This window comes from Microcoleus sp. D3_18a_C4 (assembly GCF_036702415.1).
Lineage (GTDB): Bacteria > Cyanobacteriota > Cyanobacteriia > Cyanobacteriales > Microcoleaceae > Microcoleus.
Map to the genome: position 1 here is coordinate 21,783 of NZ_JAUBTI010000057.1, position 21,710 is coordinate 43,492.

Here is a 21,710-nt window from a genome sequence, read left to right on the forward strand (position 1 = left end):
AATGACTAATAACTACTGACTAATAATCCATCTTCTCGATATGTTCCCTAATTTCATTTAGGTCTATATACCTATCTGTAGCATTTCGTAACTCTCTAGCAATCATTCCTTCGGTGGATACCACAGTAATATGAGTATTTTTCGATCGCAGCAGCTCGATCGCCCGCTCAAAATCTCCATCGCCGCTAAACAGCACAACTTGGTCGTACTGATCCACGGTATTAAACATATCAACCACAATCTCTATGTCTAAATTAGCCTTTTGAGAATATCTGCCCGAAGCATCGTCGTAATATTCCTTAAGAATTTTAGTGCGAACCGTGTAACCCAGACTGATCAAAGCATCTCGAAATCCCCTTTGATCTTGGGGGTCTTTCAGGCCCGTATACCAGAAAGCATTGATCAAGATGACATTCGGCTGCGAAGTTTTGAAATATTCGAGCACCCTGCGAGGATCAAAAAACCAACCGTTCTTTTGTTGAGCGTAGAACATATTGTTCCCGTCCACAAAAATAGAAAGGCGGTTCATTAAGTTTGTCATAGAAACTTAGACCTAATAATTGTAGAAAGAAGTTAATCTAAATATCACATTTTAGCAACATGGAGCTAACTGAGGCAATAGATTAGACTTCAGAAAACTCCATCTCCCCAGTATTTCATATTTTCGGCTCTACCGCCAGAGGGTTCTTTTAACCCTGCTTGCATTTGAGCGAGGGGCCCTCACAAACTATACGCCTAGTAACTCAATACCGGCTGCCGTGTCAAGGTTAATGGCGCCTTCAAACTACCGCGCCCACCGCCCTACCGCCTCTTCAGGCATACGCCCAGCGCATAGCAGTAGATTTTGCTCCCTGATTTCATAGCGCAGACTACCTCCGCTTAAGCCTTTTTGCTTTCAAGAGCCCAGCGAGCTAACTCTGTCCGGTTGTGCAGACCTGTTTTGCCCAGCATATTGCTGACGTGGCTTTCGATAGTCCGCTGGCTGACATTCATCACGTCTGCGATCTGGCGGTTTGCCATACCCTGCGCTAGCAACTGTACCACCTTTAACTCAGTGGGAGTCAATTCGACATTGCGGCGCGCCTTAATTTTTGTGCCACTCTCTATACCGGGATTTGAGTGGCGAATCAAGCGGGAGGCAGCTTTCAGAGAAGATTCCACTTGGGCTACCAGTTCTTCTGGTTCAAAAGGCTTGACTATATAAACGTCAGCCCCAGTGCTCAAGCCTTTTACTCGGTCTGAACTTTGACCTTTTGCCGACAAGAACAGAACCGGAATCCAGCTAGTGCGAGGGTCTTCTCTGATGTGTTTGACTAAAGTGTAGCCGTCCATTTCCGGCATCATCACGTCGCAGATAATCAAGTCGGGAACTTCTTGTTCTAGTTTTTCCAGAGCGTCTCTGCCGTTTTCTGCTGTAATGACGTTGTAACCCCGAAACTCCAAGTAGTCCTTGACGAGCAAGATCAAGTTCGGGTCATCGTCAACCAGCATCAGCCGTTTTTGCTCTCCTGAATTATTGTCCTTTGTCATGTTTATTCCCGCTAAAGTATCCCGCACACTTCCTTGTTTTCACTTCGGTTTTTTCTTTCAGTCCCCCGCCACCAGGCTGGGAGTGGAGGACGACGATCGACTGAAGGGATGGCGGTGAGGGAAAGCGGGGCGGGTATTACCGCTTTCCAACCTATAATTGACGGCTGTTTGTGAGTGTCTTACGACCTGGAATGCAGCCCAAACCTGTAATGGACGATCGCCCTGTCAAGATCAGCCTTGATTGATTGGAGATTCCCTAACAGAGCCCAAGTTAAATATTTAATCTCGATCGGTTCAATTTCAGGTTAATGCCCCGGTTTTAAATGATACTTCTGATATAGAGAAATTTAAGCAGACTCCCTACTTACGTATTTAACTGTTTCTAGTGTAGTTTGGCAACCTGCTTAGTGTCGGCCACTGAGAAATTTTTGCACAAAATTTCACAGTTCATCCGATCGATTTTTTTTACTGTACCTTTTGAGAAACACAAGGAACACGGGAAGGCGCACAGGGAAGACAAGAACCTAACTACAGTTTTATTGAGCTGTAGCAGGTGCGATCGCCCGGACGCCAAACTGTCTCAAATTCTCACCCTTAACCTTAAATTTAACACTTTACCTATAACCCTGTACTTTAAACAGCGCTATACTTAAATGTTTTGCTGTGCATCAGGAGGCACAGGCAAAGGATGAGTTAAGAAAGCGTATTCTTGAACGACCTTTGAGTTTAGGAGATGTTCCTGAATAATTCTCTCAATGACGGGGGGAGTAACGTCGCGATACCACACTCCGTCTGGATAGACTACCATAATCGGGCCAGACGCGCACACTCGCAGGCAATTGGCTTTGGTGCGAAAGACGCAGGTTGGTCGAGTGGCACTTGGCTTGTCGAGCCCCAATTCTTGCAAGCGTTTTTTTAAGTAATTCCACGCCTCCAGACTGGTTTGCCGATCGCAGCACTTGGGCACGGTTTGGTCGGCACAGATAAAAATATGCCGCTCGATTTGAGGGATTCCCAGGCTTTGGACGCAAGCGCTCAAGCCTTGGCTGCAAGATTCATCGTTATTTTCAAGCATTTTATTCATTCGTCAACAGTAATTGGTTAGCGATCGAAAGTCATCATCACAGCCCCCACTCCCAGGGCTGTTTCATTCTCACCAAAAACATGAATTTTGACTCTGTAGGGGTAGTGCCCCCGTGCCTACCCCCCCGTGCCTACCCCCCCGTGCCTACCCCCCCGTGCCTACCCCCCCGTGCCTACCCCCCCGTGCCTACCCGCCACAGACGACTGCACAGGCGTTTGGGACATGGGGGCAGCCACGGGGGGCAGCCCCTACAGAGAATGAAACCGCCCTGCACTCCCCCCTCTCCTTCGCTCCAACTCATTCTCGGTTCGGGAACCCGTACTGACAACTAAGTTGCGATCGCCCCTGACTAAAGCTAAATTAGCACTCAGGAGCCGAGAGTGCTAATATGTCAGTTGTAAGTAGTCCGCTGTTGCTTTCATCGTGACCCCTGACGACTGACTCACGACAATCTGTAATCTGGAGATTTATTTATGGCAGCAGTATCACTGAGTGTTTCTACCGTTAAACCGTTAGGCGAGCGCGTGTTCGTGAAAGTAAGCGCTAGCGAAGAAAAAACCGCCGGCGGCATCCTTCTGCCCGACACAGCTAAGGAAAAGCCCCAAGTAGGCGAAGTCGCGGCCGTGGGCCCCGGCAAGCGCAATGACGACGGCAGCCGCACAGAAATGGAAGTCAAAGTCGGCGACAAAGTTCTCTACTCGAAGTACGCCGGCACCGACATCAAACTCGGCACTGACGAATACGTCTTGCTTGCAGAAAAAGACATTCTGGCGATCGTTAACTAATTAATCATTAGTCATCAGTCCTTAGTCATCAGTCATTAGTTTAAAGCGAACGCCGCCAAACAACTAATGACACGGGGCAAATGACTAAAATCCATCATCCCCAATCCAAAATCTCAAACCCTCAAATCCCCAAAAACTATGGCTAAGCGTATCATCTACAACGAAAATGCACGTCGCGCCCTCGAACGCGGTATGGACATTTTGGCCGAAGCAGTGGCCGTAACCCTCGGCCCCAAAGGCCGTAACGTGGTTCTCGAAAAGAAATTCGGAGCTCCTCAGATCGTCAATGACGGTGTTACCATCGCCAAAGAAATCGAACTAGAAGACCACGTAGAAAATACAGGCGTTGCCCTGATCCGTCAAGCAGCTTCCAAAACCAACGACGCAGCAGGCGACGGCACCACAACTGCTACCGTTTTGGCTCACGCAATGGTCAAAGAAGGTTTGCGTAACGTAGCAGCCGGCGCAAATGCGATCGCCCTCAAGCGCGGTGTTGACAAAGCAACCACGTTTTTGGTAGAAAAAATTGCCGAACACGCCAAACAAGTAGAAGATTCCAAAGCCATCGCTCAAGTCGGCTCCATCTCTGCTGGTAACGACGATGAAGTCGGTCAAATGATTGCCAACGCAATGGACAAGGTGGGCAAAGAAGGCGTGATTTCCCTGGAAGAAGGGAAGTCGATGACCACCGAATTGGAAATCACCGAAGGGATGCGCTTCGACAAAGGCTACATTTCTCCCTACTTCGTCACCGACACCGAACGGATGGAAGCGATTCTCGAAGAACCCTTCATCTTGCTGACAGACAAGAAAATCGCTCTGGTACAAGATTTAGTACCTGTGCTCGAACAAGTAGCTCGTTCCGGCCGCCCGCTGTTGATCATTGCAGAAGACATTGAGAAAGAAGCTCTAGCTACCCTCGTTGTCAACAAACTGCGCGGTGTGTTGAACGTGACTGCTGTTAAAGCACCCGGTTTTGGCGATCGACGCAAAGCCATGTTAGAAGATATCGCCGTATTGACCGGCGGTCAACTAATCACCGAAGATGCCGGTTTGAAACTGGAAAATACCAAGCTCGACATGATCGGCAAAGCTCGCCGCATCACCATCACCAAAGACAGCACCACAATTGTTGCCGAAGGTAACGAAGCCGCCGTCAAGTCCCGCTGCGAACAAATTCGCCGTCAAATGGACGAAACCGAGTCTTCCTACGACAAAGAAAAGCTGCAAGAACGTTTGGCCAAATTGGCTGGCGGCGTCGCAGTCATCAAAGTGGGCGCGGCTACCGAAACAGAAATGAAGGATCGCAAACTGCGTCTTGAAGATGCGATCAACGCAACCAAAGCTGCAGTAGAAGAAGGAATTGTTCCTGGTGGCGGTACAACTTTGGCTCACCTGACTCCTCAATTGGAAGAGTGGGCTAATAGCACTCTGAAGGGCGAAGAATTGACCGGTGCTTTGATTGTGGCACGGGCTCTGGCTGCTCCTCTGAAGCGGATTGCTGAAAATGCTGGTTTGAATGGCGCTGTGATTGCTGAGCGCGTCAAAGAAAAGCCGTTCAACGTTGGTTTCAACGCAGCGACAAATGAGTTTGTCGATATGTTTGAAGCTGGTATCGTTGACCCTGCGAAGGTGACTCGTTCTGCTCTGCAAAATGCCGCATCTATTGCTGGTATGGTGCTGACAACCGAGTGTATCGTCGTTGACAAGCCTGAACCGAAGGATGGCGCTGCTGCTGGCGCTGGCGGCGGCATGGGCGGCGGCGACTTCGATTACTAATTAATCGATAGTCGATCGTTTGATGGGGCGGGCTTTAGGGTCTGCCCTGTTATTTTGGTAACGGTTTTTAGCATAGGCATAACTTTAACTCTGAAGCGAAATTAACTAAACGCTCAATCTATAAGGCCCCCGTGCCTCTGTACTCACATGCGAGGTTATACCCAAAAACCTAACCCTGCGTGACAGTTAATTTTTTACAATTTCAGGAGATTAAAGATGCCTAAAACACCCGTTGCGCTGTATCGACAGGGGAATGCTAGTTCACCTAGAATGGATAATGTCAGACCCAATAAAGATATTACCGTTTATGAACAGCAAGATGAATTATGGGTTATGCCTACTTTAGAAGAAGGAAGGTTGTCAGGAGGAATGTCTCGGTCAGAAGGAATATCAACCTTTGAGAGTCCAGGCTCAGGAAAAAATTGGTATAAATTAGACCTCGGCACTGACATTCCACCAGAACTGGAATTAGTGAATGACCGTCCCGGTCATTGGTTATTCCAGCCCAGTAGACCGATGACTCTAGAAAAATACAAAGAGGCACTTCACCTCATAGGCACATTTTTCTGTAAAATAGAATAAGTTAAGAGGAGGTTGGGTGTAAGTAGATAAACCCAACCTCCTAATATAATTAATAGTATATTTGATTAGTTTTTTATATCAAATTACCTGCATCGGAAAAAATAATCTTTTGGGTATTTTCAACTCAAGTCGGCCAATGAGTATTTATTCTTACCAAGGCAAGTATCATGAATTTATCATTTAAAGATTTAAGGTTTATTATAGAAGCCATTGAACATCAAATCAATGCCTATAAAGAACGTTTGCAAGTAATTGAAGATGTAGATGAGGATGAGGCTGCCGATCTAGGGAACGATATTAAATTTTTAGAGCTTCTCCACGCAGACATGACGACAACTTTAGCTCAGAATACTTCAGTCAAAACTTTAAGTTATGGTGAGGTTTCTTCGCCAGCTCAGAATGATAAATTTTCAGAAATATCCAAAAAAATATCGTTTCAAGAATTGGTAGAATTAACCAGGAATTTGTCACTTAGTGAGCGATTATTTCTAGTAGAGGCGATTACCTCGTCTGTGCGTCAGGAAGTCAATATGAGCCAATAATCCGCCAATAAAAGGAGCTTTAGAAGTTGGTGGGAGATATACTGATTAATCGTAAAGTGAGCAGAGATCAGGCAAATGTCAGCCACCATCACAATTAGCAGCAGCGAAATTCTGCAGATGTTAAGGAATTAAGGGAATTTTTATTTAGTTTTTAAGACGTTTCAACAACCACCACAATCATCATGAAACTTTATCACACTCCCATTTCCACCAACTCCCGCCGCGTGTGGGTCGCCATTTTAGAAAAAAACCTCGATTTTGAATTAATAGAAATCCACTTGGACGGCGATCACTTGCAGTCGGAATTTGTGGCAATGAATCCTTTTCACCGCATCCCTGTTTTGGTCGATGATGGCTTCACCGTCTTCGAGTCTCTGGCAATTCTTGACTATCTAGAAACGAAGTATCCAGAACCGGCAATGCTGCCGAAAGATCCGCAAGATTTGGCAGTTGTGAAAATGGTAGAATTGGTCACGGTTAACGAACTTGCGCCGGCACTTTACCCCCTCAGCAGTGAAAAAATGGGATGGGGAACTCCCCAACCGCAGGAAATCGCAAAGGCTAAGGAAAAAGTCAATACTGTGCTGGCATTCTTTGAAGGCTTACTGGACGATCGCCCTTTTTTCGGTAGCAACAATGTGACGTTTGCCGAGTGCACTGCCGGTACCGTCGTGCCTTTGCTGTCGTCGCAGGTTGGTGTATCCATAGACGGTTATCCAAAAATTCAAGCTTGGTGCGATCGACTGCTTGCCCGCCCCTCATGGCAGCAAACTCAATTCACCGAGGCAGATTTGGCGGCTTTCGCATCTCGGAGACAAAAGTTTCTCGCACAAGCTGAAGCCTCATGAACCAATCAATTGTCAAGCGATCGCTCTTTTTCCTAGCTGTTTTCACCTGCATCCAAATTCCCATCGCAGCAATGGGGCAGCCCGCCACCCGATCGAACTACGAAGCAATTAACGCTAAACACCGCATCGAACTCAGACTCAGGCAAAATAAGGGGGAAATTGTCTGGATTGGCCGACAATCGAAGTGTCAACCAAATCGCGGACACCAAAATTGGGCAAGCGGCCGCTGTCAGTAGAAAGGTCGATCGGCTTTTTGCTTAAATTTCTTCACCCCGGATGCGTTGCGAGGAAGGAAGCTAGGACTTTACGCAACCGATGATGAAAAACAGAGGCCAAGAAAAATTCGCTACGGCTGACTCGCGACAGAAATAAGTTATTCCTGGGTAAGTCATCGAAGCAATCTGGGCTCCGCGTTGTTCCCCGGCTGCGCGACAATAACTTAGGATCGCGAATTAAATAACTTACAATTTTAATTGCTATTGTGGGATGGGCGTCCCGCCCGTCTTTTCTGGACGGGCGGGACGCCCATCCCACAAACTTGTGGAAGTTATTTAATTCTCATTTCTTAAAACTATTTTCGGTGTCGATCGCTCTTTTAGTCAAAAAGAGCGATCGAACTCACAAGTTTACTTGCACATGATCAAATTTCCAGCGGAGATGAATCCGGCCACAGGGGCTGAAATCTCAACCCAATTGCGGTTTTCTCCATTCTTATCTTTCACTAACTGGAAATTCGGTACAAGCGTTACTTGACCGTTAGCCGGTACACCGCCTTTAACCGCAGCAGTCCTTGAAGGCTCAGTGCGGATAGCTAGACCCCTCGGCGCTACGCGAGGTTCTACTTGCCGGCACAGACTTACGGGGCCCGTTGCTGGTGCTGGTGCTGGTGCAGGTGCTGGTGCTGGTGCTGGTGCGGGCGCTGGTGCGGGTGCGGGTGCCGGTGCTGGTGCCGGTGCTGGTGCTGGTGCTGGTGCGGGCGCTGGTGCTGGTGCTGGTGCTGGTGCTGGTGCTGGTGCTGGTGCTGGTGCTGGTGCGGGTGCTGGTGCTGGTGCTGGTGCTGGTGCTGGTGCTGGCGCTGGTGCTGGTGCGGGCGCTGGTGCTGGTGCTGGTGCGGGCGCTGGTGCTGGTGCAGGAGTTTGACTAATTGTGCACGAACCTAAATTACTTTCGTCGTTGGGATATCCGCTAGCTACATACCCTGTGACGGGAGCGGTAATTTGAATCCAGAGGCGACCGTCGGACGCTTTAACAGAAGTAGCGCCTTGGGACAGCGTTACCTGAGTGTTAAGTCCTACCCCGCCCACTCTAGGGGATTTGGGGTCTGGGTTCTGGCGAACTGTCAAACCTTCTTTGGGAGTGACTTTACGGCAAAGGTTGCCAGCCTGGGCTATTTGAAACGTAGCGCTATCTTCAAAGGAAATATTTTCCGCATCTTGACTGACAGTGGATGTTGATGGGGCGGCAACACCGATGGCATTCGCCTGCAAACTTCCGGCTACGATCGCGATCGCGCCCAGCAATGCAGCGGGCTTATTCCAGCAATTCAAGTTTTTCATCCGTTCAACTCCTCACTTAACCACAATCATTATCTTAATTGCAGGTCAATATAGCAAAAAAATCGATTTGTCTTCCACAAAAAAGCTTTATATAACTTTTTTATGACCGCAAGTCAAGTTTAATTTATATAATTTAATGTTTGGTGAGTTGAGCGAAGACACATAAAGCTGCTACGCCTATAAATGGCTCATTATGCCACAGTGGGGGAGGGAGAAGGCGAGAGTGTCCGAGTCGGGGAATGGTAAACGGGAAAAGTAAACAGTTAAGTGTTTAAATGCCGGACAGTTTACTAGGACTGCAAGTCATTTGTTGTGTTCGTTAAACCATTTAGCTGTCAGTTGTTGCAGTTGAGTAATATGGGGCTACATTTCATGTGAATTCTTGGCAGTTTCGAGAGCGAGATTGTGGTTGAGATAGTCCCCGATTCTGAGTGACAGGCGATGGGCGCGATCGACCCCATCGTCGTAGTGAGGTGTCACAAGCCGCATACAGTTCTTCGATCGCGCTGACATAACTCAACTGTCGATCGTACCTTACTTAAAATTGTGGCAAACAGCGCCAATCGCTAGCCTTGACCCGATGGCTGGCGTCAATTTGATAAAATCTTCCAAAACGGAAACTTATCGGCTTGAGACACAGTTGTGTTTTTGTGGCTAAAGTCGCCCCGCCATCAGCGACAGTTGCTGTAGCTGTTTCCAAACGGTTTTGCCCCTGTGGAGACAACCAGCACAAAACCTCCGAACAAAAGCAGCCTGCTCAAATCAGAAACCAAATATTTGCGCCAATTCTGATTTAATTATATTGCAATACAGTTCAGTTAACACTGTTAATTCCCCGGAGATCCCCCTCGCATCCCCCTGATTGTTGGGGGACGCAAGAGCAACTTCTTGTCCCCCCCTTTGTAGGGGCGGTGCCAAGAGTGCCCGCCCTCTTGGCTAGGGGGGATCAGTCTTATCTGAACCGTATTTAATTATATTGCTATAGCAACCGCACTCGATGTTTATGATGTGTTCACTTGCTAAAACTAATGCGGGATATTCCCTCGGAATGGGAGCCTATTAATGATAGGAAAAATCTTGTTTTGGGAGGGCGATCGGGATTAGCGCACGCACAAGGAGAGGAAAAGCCCAACTAATCTCCTCCCTTCTTCCTTCTTTCCGAAATAACTAAAGCCTTCTCTATTCGAGAGTTAAACTTTTCTTCCTTCTGCTATATAATGACCAAAGCGTTAAATATTTGTGCAGTGACAAAAACTACTAACAAAAAAGACGGAAAATCCTCTAACTATCCCTTTGACGGTCTATCTTTAGACGATCGCAATCCCGACTTCATTCAGCTTTTGTTGCCAATCTGGGAATGGCTGTACCGCTACTATTTTCGCGTACAAAGCGACGGCTGGCACCACGTACCCGCGAGCGGAAAAATGCTCGTTGTCGGTTCTCACAACGGGGGAATAGCCGCTCCAGATATGTTTATGTTCCTATACGAATGGTTCAGCAGGTACGGCACGGAACGCTTAGCCTACGGATTGATGCACCCGACGATTTGGCAAGTTTCTCCTGATGTTGCTAGCATGGCGGTTCAGTGTGGAGCCCTCAAGGCACATCCGAAAATGGCGATCGCAGCTTTGCGGAAAAATGCCGCAGTTCTCGTCTATCCGGGCGGCGCCCAAGATGTTTTTCGCCCCCACCATTTGCGCGATCGAATCTACTTTGCGGGACGCAAGGGATTTATCAAATTAGCATTGCGAGAAGAAGCGCCAATTGTACCGATTGTATCGCACGGTGCACACGATACTTTGATAGTTTTGGCAGATTTGTACGAACAACTTAAGCAATTGCATGAATTGGGGATGCCGTGGCTATTTGGCATCGATCCGGTGGTATTTCCGGTGTATTTGGGATTGCCTTGGGGATTGAGTATTGGGCCTTTGCCGAACCTGCCTTTACCGGTGCAAATTCGGACGCGCGTGTGCGAACCGATTGTATTTGAGAGGTACGGTTCGGAGGCGGCGCGCGATCGCGATTATGTTGATGCTTGTTTCGAGCGAGTTACCGCCCAAATGCAAGAACAATTAGATTGTTTGGCTGGGAATTGAGAATTGCACAAGTCTATATTAGTCTAGGCTGCAGAAACCGATTTTTTTTACGACTATATAGCGTGAAGCGCGAGGGATATGGGTAAAAAACCCGGTTTCTTGAATTTTGTGGGTAAGTGGTGACTACAAAAATTTTTTGCCATAAATCTAATGATTTATTTCAAAAACCGACAATTGCGGTACCAAATCGGATTTTACCCATCTTAATTACGTGAAATACCCGAAAAGCCCCGTCGCAAAAGTCACGTTTTTTATAATCCAGGTTCAAGCGGACATAATATCAGCTTAAATAAATGCAGATGAATAGGAGTTCATCTGCGTTTATCTTCCTTCATCGGCGGTGAAAAAAGAGAATTAGCAAAACTAACCTGATTCTGTAAGCTAATCCGCATTTAAATTGCATATTAAAATAAATTTTTCCTCTTGTGGGGAGTAGGGGGTTGGGCAGGAGAACCCGCCCTCAACATACAAGTTAAATGCACAACAGCTTATAAACTATTTATATTAATTCTGCCTTCTGCCGGACGCTGACTAATTGCCCGATCGCCTTAACCGCAATACTGGGAGAAAAAAGTACAGCCGGCGACTCAATCATGTGCACAACTTCCAAAAATGCTTGACAAATTTTAGCATCTGAGACCATCACTTTTAACACCAAATCCATGTAATCAATTGTCAGCCGCGTAGCGAGGTTGAGTTTTGCACCTTCACTTCCCGGATAGCGAGAGTCCTGACTGATGGCAAATGTCCAAGGAATTTTATGTAATTTTGCTAGTTTTTGTTGAAATTGTCGCGCAAAGCCTGTTAAATTGCCTTCAGGATAGCGCTGCCGCTGCTTTTGCAGGCATTCATCTAGCATCTGAGCATCCAGTGCAGCAACCGTCATTCCCTGGCCATAAACGGGGTTGAAAGCGCAAACTGCATGGCCGATAACTGCCAAATTTTCAGGATAGCGGGAGAGGCTTTCGTAGTGGCGCAAACGGTTTTCTGTACCTCGATAGCTATAAACTGGTGTGATGGCTTCTGCGTCTTTAATCGCATCATAAATTGTCGGGGTTGGCAAAGTGCGGGCAAATTCTAGAAAACCTGCTTCGTCTGCGGGGGGGTAATCGCGATCGCCCCCGGCAAGAATTGCCAACCAGCGATTGCCTTCGATCGGAAAAATTCCACCGCCACGGGTGCGAAATGGCGGTGCTGTTGCCACAAATACTGGCGCAGTCTCTGACAATTTACCGCTGCCTTCATAGATGCGGCTGGCATAGCCGACAAAAGCATTGATAACGGTTTCTTGCGGAGGTTCATAGCCCAAACTTTTCAACCATTTAGGTGTTTTGGAAACTTTGCCGCCAGCATCGACTACTAAATCTGCATACAAATTCTCTGCATGGATGTTAGCCGGGTTGTGACGATCGCGAAAACGCACCGATACGCCAGCCACTTCCGCGCGCGAGGCATTCGCCAGCAACCCCGTTACTGTGCCTCCTTCGAGGAAATGCACGTTCGTATTTTCAGCCAAGCGGCGGCGAATTTGCCAATCAAGTAAATCCCGACTGAACAAAATTAAATCATTTAGATCCGGGCTAAAGTGCGGGGCCCAACCTGCCGGACTAAACCACCCGATCGACCTCGGATCTACACTAGGAGCACCAGCAGCTACCAGTTCGTTTTCCAAGCCGGGAAAAAACTCTTCTAGGATGATTTTTCCCCGATTTAAAAGGACGTGAAGGTGACGGGATTGAGGAATACCGGGGCGAGGTGCGGGTTTTTCTGGAAAAAAATCTCGTTCAACTATACTTACTCGATCGAAGTGTTTTGCTAATACTCTAGAAGCCAACAGTCCTGCTAAACTGCCGCCAATAATAATTGCATGACTTTCTCGCTGCACGATCGAATCCCTTCAAAGCTAATTTGCTATGGCATTGGTTGATGAATTGTGAACAATTTGTCTGGGGTTGTGTGCCGACTCTTAATATCGATCGACCCAAGATTTTCCTCTGCGATTATTTTACTCAGACTTACCATTACTAGCATCTATCTCGGCTATGCCGCCGCGCACCTTACTCCTAACCGAGAACTAACAACTTCACAACTGCCAATTTACATAGCACAACTATTCCTAAAGTGACAGCCGGCCGCAGACATATTTCTACACTTCCAACTGTAGGGGGATGCTTTAGCTCGACAATAAGGCGATGCTTGCCATTGGGGGCATGAGTCTAAAACTATACATTGGTTAACTTGCGCCAATGAGCGCGCGCACCCACTCCTTAACGAGGAATATACTATGTATCAAAATTTGCCAATAAATCCACAACTGTATAACATCGGGTTCTGGCTGGCTCAAGTGCCAGTAGAGCAGACTACTACAACAAACACAGCAGAAGACGCAGCACTCCTGTATTCCGGGCCGCAATTTTTTATCGCCTTGATAGCTGGAGTGGTACTCGCCTGCGCTTTCCAACTCTTGCTAACAAATTTATCAGTAGCCGCGGGTCTTTCGTACATGGGACAATCCCACGACGACGGCCACCAGTCGGATAGCGGCAGTTCCCCAGTCCGCCACATCGGCAGAAAAGTAGGCACTTGGACGCTGATTACCGTCACCATCGCCCTATTCTTTGCTTGCTTGCTTGCAGTAAAGCTCAGCTTGATTAGCAGTCCCGGTTTAGGTGCGATCGTCGGTTTAGTCGTGTGGGCCACCTATTTCTCAATGCTCGTCTGGGTGAGTTCCACCACCGTCGGTTCCTTGATCGGTTCCGTCGTCAACAGCGCCACAGCAGGCTTTCAAGCCATTGTCGGCACCGCAGCCTCGGCCATCGGCGCCAAAGCAGCCAGCAACCAAGTAGTCGCCACAGCCAAAGCAGCAGCAGCAGCAGTGGGCCATGAACTTGGTAGCGCGATCGACCCCACAAGCTTGCGCGAAAACGTCGAAGACTACATCCAAAGCCTCAAACCGCCAGAATTAGACATCAAAGGGATGCGTAGCGAGTTTGAAAAATTGCTCAACGATCCGCAACTAAAAACCATTGCAGCCGAAAATTTGCCGAATCTCGATCGGCAAACTCTCGTAGATTTAGTAAGTTCGCGATCGGACTTATCAAAACGCGACGTAAACCGGATTGTAGACCAACTCCAAGATGCTTGGAAACAAGTAGGAAAACAAGGGCAGCCATCAGACGGCATCGCGCAATTAGTAGACTATCTCAAATCTGCCAAATCGGGAGATTTGGTCTCAGATAAATTGGCAAGTAGGGTAGAAAAAGCCCTCAGCAGTCTGGGCGGTCAAAATTCTGGACAAAGCCCGAACATGATGTCCCAAGCAACCACAATGGCAGTCAATGCTTTAATGGGAATAGTATTGGGTCGCACGGATATTTCTGACTTGGATGTTGAAAAAGTAGTCGGTCAGCTCAAAGAAGCGAAAGACAAAGTTACCCAGCAAACTGATAAAATTACCGCTCAAGTCAAAGGCGAACCCGTAACTTACAGCCCAATTCGTGCCGACGTAGAAAACTACCTACTCAACACTTATTCGTGGCAGATGAACCCCCAAGCCATCGAGCGCGAATTTCGGGACGTTCTCTACGATCCTACAGCCGATCCGGGAACTGTGCGCCGCGAATTAGAAAAACTAAAACAGTCTAATTTTGCCGAAATCTTGGCTAGTAGAGGTGTTTTTACCCAAGACAAAATTAAACAAATTTCCCAGGAATTAGAAGCAATTAGACAGCGAGTTTTACAAACCGTGATCTTTGCCGAGGAGCAAGAAAAATCTCGCGATTTGCAGTGGCGGTTGGAAACTTATTTGAAGCTGACGCCGAAAGAGGAACTGACAGCAGCAGGTATCGCGAGGGATTTCAAAAAAATCTTAGAGGATTCCGATGCTAGTTACGAACAGTTGCGCGATCGGCTTTCTCCTTACACGCGCGACAGTTTCGTGCAAATTCTCCGCAGCCGCGAAAACTTCGGATTCCAGGAAGTAGAACAGATTGTTCAAGAGTTGGAAAGGACGCGAGATGTAGTTTTAGCAGATTCTAAAGGTCTGCAAGAAGCAGCGCAAGTGCGACTAGACAACCAGTGGCAAAGAGTACAAGAATACTTGAAGTCTACGGGCAAAGAAGAACTCAATCCCGAAGGCATCAAGCGCGATTTGAAAACGCTGCTGGATAACCCGGAAGCGGGAATGTGGGCCTTGAGAGCTAGAGCTTCTAGGTTCGATCGCGAAACTTTGGTAAAATTGCTATCTAAGCGGAAAGACCTCAGCGAAGACCAAGTAAATCAGCTTATCGACAGCGCCGAAGAAAATTGGCACGGCGCGGTGCATGCGCCGCAAAAGTTGGCCGAAAAAGCTAAGGATCAGTACGACCAAACCACAACCGCCCTTGCAGATTACCTTCGCAATACTGGCAAATCAGAACTCAATCCTGAAGGGATTAAGCGGGATTTGACAAAACTGCTGGAAAATCCCAAAGAAGGAGCTTTAGCGCTGCGCGGCCGTCTGTCTCAAGTCGATCGCGATACTTTGGTAAAACTGCTTTCTCAGAGACAAGATTTGAGCGAGGAACAAGTCAATCAAATTATCGACCAAGTACAGGAAACCCTTGGCTCGATTGTGAAAGCGCCGCGCCGTTTGGCAAAACGGGTGCAAAGCCAAGTACAGGATTTTCAGAGTGTTTTAGAAGATTATTTGCGTAATACGGGCAAGGATGAATTAAATCCCGAAGCCATCAAGCGCGACTTGCAACTGCTGCTGCATGACCCGAAAGTCGGCGCTTACAGTTTGGGCGAGCGCTTGTCACACATCGATCGAGCTACAGTTGTTTCTCTGCTGTCTCAGCGGCCGGATATTTCTGAAGCAGAAGCCAATCGCATTGTCGATGGAATTTTGTCGGTGCGCGATGAGTTCGCACTGCAAATTCAGAAAATACAGGAGGGTATTCAGTCGGTAATTGACGGGGTTCTCGGAAAAATTCGGGATTACCTCAATTCGCTCGATCGCCCTGAACTCAACTACGAAGGCATTACGCGGGACGTGCGGAAGTTATTTGACGATCCGCAAGCCGGATTTGATGCTTTGCGCGATCGGCTGGGTCATTTCAACCGCGATACTTTAGTAGCATTAATGAGCTCCCGCGAGGACATTTCCGAAGCAGATGCCAACCGCTTGATCGACCAAATTGAAAGAAGTCGCAACAGCGTCTTGCAAAGAGCAGAACGCTTGCAGCAAGAGGCACAGCTTCGCCTCGAAAGCATCAAACTGCAAGCCGAAAAACAAGCTGAAGAAACCCGGAAAGCTGCAGAAGTTGCCTCTTGGTGGCTGTTTTTCACGGCTCTTTCCTCGGCCGCTGCTGCTGCTGGCGCCGGTGCTTTAGCCGTCATCCGATAAAAAAGACTCAAGTTGCGATCGGATTGCAGATAGTGCCTGATATGAGTTTCTACTGATATCAGGCACTACTGTTAGTAAAGGATTTGATCGGGGAGTAGGAACGGGTGTATTTAATTTTTTGGTATTGTTTAAGGTTATTGGTAAGCCCGCTCCTATCGTTTTTTTGAAGATGGTAAAAAGCGTGAATTTATACATCTTAATTAGCAGTTTTGATCCATTCAAAATATAAAAGTGAAAAGCCTATTTTTTTGATTGGTGTATATTTTATTGGCAGATGTCATAAATAAAAAGTCGCCGGATATTCATTGCCTCTGCTATCACAATTTTTGAACGCGGTTCAACCTTCTCGGCTGGATAGGCTTTTAGGCCTATTCCACCACTCCTGCAAGGATTGCTATAAAACGACAAAAATCAAAAAAGCTGCTGGAATGAGAACCTTTTTGCGCGCAAAACTCGATCGACCAGTCCGCTCTCTCCTCAATACTTTTTTGGTACAATATATAGTTATGGTTCTCAACCCAGCACGCCTGTTCTCCCAACCGCCCGCCTCCCTGGCTGCATCAGTATCAAACAAACGCGAACTGTTTTGAGTTCGATCGGCAGTTAATTTTGAAGATGCCGATCGTCAGGTTATAACTTGTATGTCATAGGTTGTGCATAATAGGGAACTAAAGCTGTGAAAATACTACACTGACTGTGGGGGGCAACATACCGGATGCCTTGGAAATACCAAGGGCTTTGCCAAGCCAGCCCAGAAAAGTCCAAACACGCAGGCCCTGCGCGAGCCAATGCTAAACAACTTACGTCTCAAACCTCTCCTGGCTAGTTGCCTAGTAGCACCGTGAGGAGGGCGACGCCATGCAACTCCGAAAAAAAACACTATTAATCATCGGTGCAGCGCTGATCAGCCTGATTGTGGTTCTCTATGCCACTGCATCAACTATTTTGCTGCATGATTTTCACAACCTGGAGGCACAGTACGTCCGCCAGGATGTCGCACGGGCTTTGGACGCATTAGATGATGACTTGTCGAATTTAGACACCAGCGCCCAAGATTACGCCGAGTGGGACGATACTTACTCTTTCGTCGAAACACGGAACGAAAATTTTGTCAAGTCAAATTTCGTCGATTCGACATTTATTTACTTGAGACTAAACTTATTGGTGCTGCTTGACTCCAACGGTAAGACGATCTTCAGCAAAGGTTTCGACCTGAAATCGCAAACCGAAATCCCGATTCCCGAAAGCTTAAAACAGCACTTGACCGAGGCGCTACTAGACTCATCGACAGTCGATGGCGATCGCCCCGCCAAAACAGGCGTCCTCACCCTGCCAGAAGCCAGACTGCTGATTGCCTCCAAGCCCATCTTGAACAGCAACTCCCAAGGGCCGCCGCGGGGGACGCTGATCTTGGGACGCTACCTAGACAGCAGCGAAATCGGTTTGCTTTCAGAACTGACTCACCTGTCAGTGGATTTTAGATTGCCGAGTTTAGATTTTAAAGTTGGAGCCGCGAACTACTCTGGGCACAGCGCCAAGGCGCTGGCTCGATCGAGGCAGGAGTTGGAAAATGTCAAACTCAAAATTTCCAACCTCAAATCAGTAGAAATTTTAGTCGAGCCACTCAGCGACACCTTAGTCGCAGGATACGCCCTGATTCGCGACATCCACGGCAACCTAGCGCTGCTGCTGCGAGTTGAGACCGATCGCATCATTTACAGTCAAGGTCAGGCTACCTTGGAGCTGTTTACCTTATCAATACTGGCAGTAGGTTTAATATTTAGCGCCATCACCCTGCTGTTGCTAGAAAAATTAGTCTTAGCGAGATTGGCGGCCTTGAGCACCAGCGTCAGCAACATCGCAGCCAACGGCGACCCAAGCTTGAGAGTTCCTATGGCCGGAGCAGATGAACTCGCAAGCTTGGCCGACGCCATCAACCGAATGCTAGAAGCATTAGGCAATTCTCAAGTCGAACGTAATGAAAGCGAAGACCGCTATCGGTTGATGGCAGAAAACTCAACCGACATGATCACCAGACACGACCCCAAAGGCGTGTTTGTTTACGTCTCGCCCGCCAGCCGCGCTTTGCTGGGATACGAACCTTCGGAACTCATCGGCCGCGTCCCCAAGGATTATTTTCACCCCGACGATTTAGAAACCATCGCCAAAGCTCACTGGAAAGTCCTGGCACTCCCAGTTACTTACACCGTCAGCTACCGCATCCGCCGCAAAGACGGCAAATACATTTGGTTTGAAACCACCGGCCGCACGATCAGCGATCCCCAAACCGGCGAAGTCCAAGAAATTATCGGCATTTCCCGCGACATCAGCGTGCGGAAGCAAACAGAACAAGAACTGCGAGAAAGCGAAGCTGCAATCAAAGCTTTGTACCAAGTGACTTCGGCTCCCCGTACAGACCCGCTCAACCACCTCTCTACCTTTGATTTGCGCCTCCAAGAACTGCTGGCAATGGGATGTCGGCATTTAGGCCTGTCCGTGGGAATTTTGTCCTGCATTCAAGGCGACAACTATCAAATAATGGCTGTTGAGTGTCCCGACGGGTCGATCGTCAAAGACCAAATCTACGATCTGGAAAAAACTTTCTGCGTCGCTACGTCAATGGCAAAAGAACCGATCTACTTTGAGTCGCTGAGATTTTCGGGTTTTTCCTTTAACATTGACGATCGAGCTTTCCCCATTGAAGCTTACATGGGCATTCCCGTCACGGTGGGAGGTGAAGTTTACGGCACTCTGTGCTTCTTTTCTCCGAATCCTGTAACAGAACCGTTCCGAGCTGTAGACAGAGAGTTGGTGAAACTGATGGCTCAGTGGGTGGGAAGCGAACTCGAACGCCAGCAAACAGACGTAGATTTGGCAAAAGCTCGCGATCAAGCACTGGCGGCTACTAGAGCCAAAAGCGAATTTTTAGCCACCATGAGCCACGAAATTCGCACTCCGATGAATGGAGTCATCGGCATGACCGGTTTGCTGCTGGATACGCCCTTAACTCGCGAACAGCGCGATTTTGTAGAAACTATCCGCAGCAGCGGCGATGCCTTGCTGACGCTGATCAACGATATTCTAGATTTCTCGAAAATAGAGTCGGGCAAATTGGACTTGGAGGAACATCCGTTTGACCTCCGCACTTGCATTGAGGAATCTCTAGACTTGGTAGCTGCTAAGGCGGCAGAAAAAAAACTGGAAGTGGGTTACTTGATCGATCGTACAGTACCCGCAACGGCGATCGGCGATAGCACCCGCTTGAGGCAAATTTTAATCAACTTGCTCAGTAATGCGGTTAAATTTACCGACGCTGGAGAAGTGGTGGTTTCGGTGACAGCAAAAAAGATTTCAGTGCCGGCGGCTAACGCTAAAGAACCGCCCTTAATTGCTGGCGAACCGGTAGCAATTAACCCAGCATACGAAATACATTTTGCGGTCAAAGATACCGGTATCGGCATTCCGAGCGATCGCATGGATCGGCTATTTAAATCTTTCAGCCAGGTAGATTCTTCAACGAGCCGGCAGTACGGCGGTACCGGATTGGGTTTGGCAATTAGCAAGCGTTTGGCCGAAATGATGGGCGGCCGGATGTGGGTGGAAAGTATGGGTAGTGTTGCGGGCAATCCTCCTGCCCATTTTAGATCGTCGGCAGTTATTGATTTGGGATGGGCAGAATCTTGTGAAATTGCCGAAAAATATGGCTATGGCAAATCTGTACTCAGCAACCAGCCGATCGCCCCAAATACGAAATCCGTTGGCTCTACTTTTTATTTCAGTACGATCGTTTCTGGCTGCAAGAATTCCTTACCACTTAACTTGAGCAATTCTCAACCTGAATTAGCTGGCAAGCGAGTCTTAATTGTCGATGACAATGCTACCAACCGCAGAATTTTGACTCTCCAAGCTCAGTCTTGGGGAATGGTGGCTAGGGCTTCAGCTTCGGCTCGTTTGGCTTTAGATTGGCTGGGTGCTAAAGAGATGTTTGACTTGGCAGTTTTGGATATGCAAATGCCGGAAATGGACGGGTTGGCTTTAGCGGCCCAAATTCGCCGGTATCCTGATTGCGAAAAGTTGCCGTTAGTGATGCTAACTTCGATCGGCAGGCAAGAAATTAACCCCCCTTCTATGGAGATGGATTTTGCTGCTTTTTTGAATAAACCAATCAAACAATCTCAGCTTTACAATGTTTTAATCAATATTTTTGGAGAACAGACAACTGAATTTAAAGGGCAGCGCACTACCGGGTCTTTCTTGCAAACCATACCCGTGCTGGCAGAGGACTTACCCCTGCGGATTCTGTTGGCTGACGATCATTTGGTGAATCAGAAGGTGGCTTTGCAAATTTTACAGCGGATGGGGTATCGCGCGGATGTGGCGGGAAACGGTATCGAAGTGCTCGAAGCTTTGCGCCGCCAGCCTTACGATGTGGTGCTGATGGATGTGCAAATGCCGGAAATGGACGGACTGGAAACTACCCGCCGCATCCGCGAGCAATTTTCAGCAGATTTAACTTTAGAAAATGACACGGGAGAATCAGAAGTTTCCGCAACAGATGAGCAATCTAACAATCGAAAATCGAAAATAGAAAATAGAAAATCGACTGAGGAATCTAACAATCGAAAATCGAAAATAGAAAATCGAAAATCGACTGAGGAATCTAACAATCGAAAATCGAAAATAGAAAATCGAAAATCGACGATGCCTTGGATTGTGGCGATGACGGCAAATGCGATGCAGGGCGATCGCGAAGAGTGTATGGCTGCGGGGATGGACGACTATTTGAGTAAGCCGATCGCAATCGATCAGTTGGTGCGAGCTTTGAGGGCTTGTAAATCTCGATCGAACTCTGCATTCGATCGTCTGCAGCCGATCGTTTGTTTGGATGCCCCGGCGGAACAGATCCAAGGAACGAGTGAATTACAAGTGCGATCGAATGTGGCGGTTGCGGGAAATCCACAACTGACAATTCCCAATTCGCCCGCAGTCGTCGATTGGGGTGCATCAAATCTCGATCGGGCTTTGTCAGAGGGGCACGATTCCCTGAGTCCCAAGATTATAGAGGGACTGCGAGAGGTGGAAGCTTTGGACGAGGCGATCGAGATTTACCTCGAAACAGCTCCCGAACTGCTGCGAGGCATCTCTATGGCTCTTTGCAACGCCGATCCGCTGGCTTTGCGGCGATCGGCTCACTCTTTAAAGTCGATTAGCGGTACTCTCGGTGCTTTTCGCTTGTTTGAACTGTGCGAGGAACTCGAAATCATGGGCCGCATCGGAACTAATGCTAACCAGTCTTTACCCGATCCGGCCTGCGCGCTTTTAGAAGAGGTTGAGGCGGAGTATCAAAGAGTCGAAACCGCGTTAAAAATAGAGCAGTCTGTTGATTGTTAGCGGTTATATCCTGTTCGATTGCATTTAAATCTCAGTGTCATTGCGAGGGGCGCATCTCAGTTTTGTAAAAAGCATTTTTTTTATTGTAGTGCGAGCGTCCCCGCTCGCGTATTGTACAATACGCGAGC

The 21,710-nt window shown here is 47.9% G+C and carries 17 protein-coding genes; 12 read left to right on the top strand and 5 right to left on the bottom strand.

Annotated features, from left to right (window positions below; genetic code table 11):
• Nucleotides 1-19: 19 nt before the first annotated feature.
• From QUB16_RS21650 to QUB16_RS21660, 3 genes are all read right to left on the bottom strand, one after another.
• Nucleotides 20-541, bottom strand: a complete 522-nt coding sequence (locus tag QUB16_RS21650) for a LabA-like NYN domain-containing protein (RefSeq protein ID WP_006633075.1) — start codon at nt 539-541, stop codon at nt 20-22.
• 338 nt (nt 542-879) lie between these two features.
• Nucleotides 880-1,530 (bottom strand): response regulator transcription factor, encoded by a 651-nt coding sequence (locus QUB16_RS21655; RefSeq protein ID WP_333105463.1) that lies wholly within the window; start codon nt 1,528-1,530, stop codon nt 880-882.
• Nucleotides 1,531-2,179: 649 nt separating this feature from the next.
• Complete coding sequence (locus QUB16_RS21660) at nt 2,180-2,605, bottom strand: ferredoxin (protein ID WP_333156650.1); 426 nt, start codon at nt 2,603-2,605, stop codon at nt 2,180-2,182.
• 482 nt (nt 2,606-3,087) lie between these two features.
• On the opposite strand from QUB16_RS21660, the gene groES reads away from it, so the two are divergent.
• The 8 genes from groES (at nt 3,088) to QUB16_RS21700 (ending at nt 8,812) form a co-directional block, all read left to right on the top strand.
• The gene (gene groES, locus QUB16_RS21665) at nt 3,088-3,399 is read left to right on the top strand and encodes a co-chaperone GroES (RefSeq protein ID WP_006633072.1); all 312 of its coding nucleotides are present in this window, start codon (nt 3,088-3,090) and stop codon (nt 3,397-3,399) included.
• 138 nt (nt 3,400-3,537) lie between these two features.
• Nucleotides 3,538-5,178, top strand: a complete 1,641-nt coding sequence (gene groL / locus QUB16_RS21670) for a chaperonin GroEL (protein WP_333130301.1) — start codon at nt 3,538-3,540, stop codon at nt 5,176-5,178.
• A 270-nt stretch (nt 5,179-5,448) separates the two neighbouring features.
• A complete protein-coding gene (locus QUB16_RS21675) occupies nt 5,449-5,760 on the top strand; it encodes a Tse2 family ADP-ribosyltransferase toxin (protein ID WP_333319271.1) in 312 nt (103 codons plus the stop codon).
• A gap of 167 nt (nt 5,761-5,927) precedes the next feature.
• Nucleotides 5,928-6,302, top strand: a complete 375-nt coding sequence (locus tag QUB16_RS21680; RefSeq protein WP_333140392.1) for a hypothetical protein — start codon at nt 5,928-5,930, stop codon at nt 6,300-6,302.
• A gap of 182 nt (nt 6,303-6,484) precedes the next feature.
• Complete coding sequence (locus tag QUB16_RS21685; protein ID WP_333319273.1) at nt 6,485-7,150, top strand: glutathione S-transferase family protein; 666 nt, start codon at nt 6,485-6,487, stop codon at nt 7,148-7,150.
• Nucleotides 7,147-7,386 (top strand): hypothetical protein, encoded by a 240-nt coding sequence (locus QUB16_RS21690; protein WP_333319274.1) that lies wholly within the window; start codon nt 7,147-7,149, stop codon nt 7,384-7,386. Before QUB16_RS21685 ends, QUB16_RS21690 begins: the two co-directional genes overlap by 4 nt.
• Nucleotides 7,387-8,018: 632 nt before the next feature.
• Nucleotides 8,019-8,294, top strand: a complete 276-nt coding sequence (locus QUB16_RS21695) for a hypothetical protein (RefSeq protein WP_333319276.1) — start codon at nt 8,019-8,021, stop codon at nt 8,292-8,294.
• A gap of 326 nt (nt 8,295-8,620) precedes the next feature.
• Complete coding sequence (locus QUB16_RS21700; protein WP_333319278.1) at nt 8,621-8,812, top strand: hypothetical protein; 192 nt, start codon at nt 8,621-8,623, stop codon at nt 8,810-8,812.
• Nucleotides 8,813-9,069: 257 nt separating this feature from the next.
• Here QUB16_RS21700 and QUB16_RS21705 read toward each other — a convergent pair whose 3' ends face one another.
• Nucleotides 9,070-9,195: a hypothetical protein gene (locus QUB16_RS21705; protein WP_333319281.1), complete on the bottom strand. Its 126-nt coding sequence runs from the start codon at nt 9,193-9,195 to the stop codon at nt 9,070-9,072.
• Nucleotides 9,196-9,923: 728 nt separating this feature from the next.
• Between QUB16_RS21705 and QUB16_RS21710 the strand changes: the two genes are divergently transcribed.
• Complete coding sequence (locus QUB16_RS21710) at nt 9,924-10,805, top strand: lysophospholipid acyltransferase family protein (protein ID WP_333319283.1); 882 nt, start codon at nt 9,924-9,926, stop codon at nt 10,803-10,805.
• 499 nt (nt 10,806-11,304) lie between these two features.
• Here QUB16_RS21710 and QUB16_RS21715 read toward each other — a convergent pair whose 3' ends face one another.
• Nucleotides 11,305-12,690, bottom strand: coding sequence for a 2-polyprenyl-6-methoxyphenol hydroxylase-like oxidoreductase (locus QUB16_RS21715; RefSeq protein WP_333319285.1), 1,386 nt, complete (start codon nt 12,688-12,690; stop codon nt 11,305-11,307).
• Between the two features lie 399 nt (nt 12,691-13,089).
• Here QUB16_RS21715 and QUB16_RS21720 point away from each other — a divergent pair, with 399 nt between their 5' ends.
• The 3 genes from QUB16_RS21720 to QUB16_RS21730 all read left to right on the top strand — a co-directional run bounded on the left by QUB16_RS21720 (nt 13,090) and on the right by QUB16_RS21730 (nt 21,582).
• The gene (locus QUB16_RS21720; protein WP_333319287.1) at nt 13,090-16,191 is read left to right on the top strand and encodes an MFS transporter; all 3,102 of its coding nucleotides are present in this window, start codon (nt 13,090-13,092) and stop codon (nt 16,189-16,191) included.
• A gap of 428 nt (nt 16,192-16,619) precedes the next feature.
• Nucleotides 16,620-16,781 carry a hypothetical protein gene (locus tag QUB16_RS21725; RefSeq protein ID WP_333319289.1) on the top strand — a complete coding sequence of 54 codons (162 nt, stop codon included), beginning with the start codon at nt 16,620-16,622 and terminating at the stop codon, nt 16,779-16,781.
• A 268-nt stretch (nt 16,782-17,049) separates the two neighbouring features.
• Nucleotides 17,050-21,582 carry a response regulator gene (locus QUB16_RS21730; protein ID WP_333319290.1) on the top strand — a complete coding sequence of 1,511 codons (4,533 nt, stop codon included), beginning with the start codon at nt 17,050-17,052 and terminating at the stop codon, nt 21,580-21,582.
• Nucleotides 21,583-21,710: the final 128 nt, after the last annotated feature.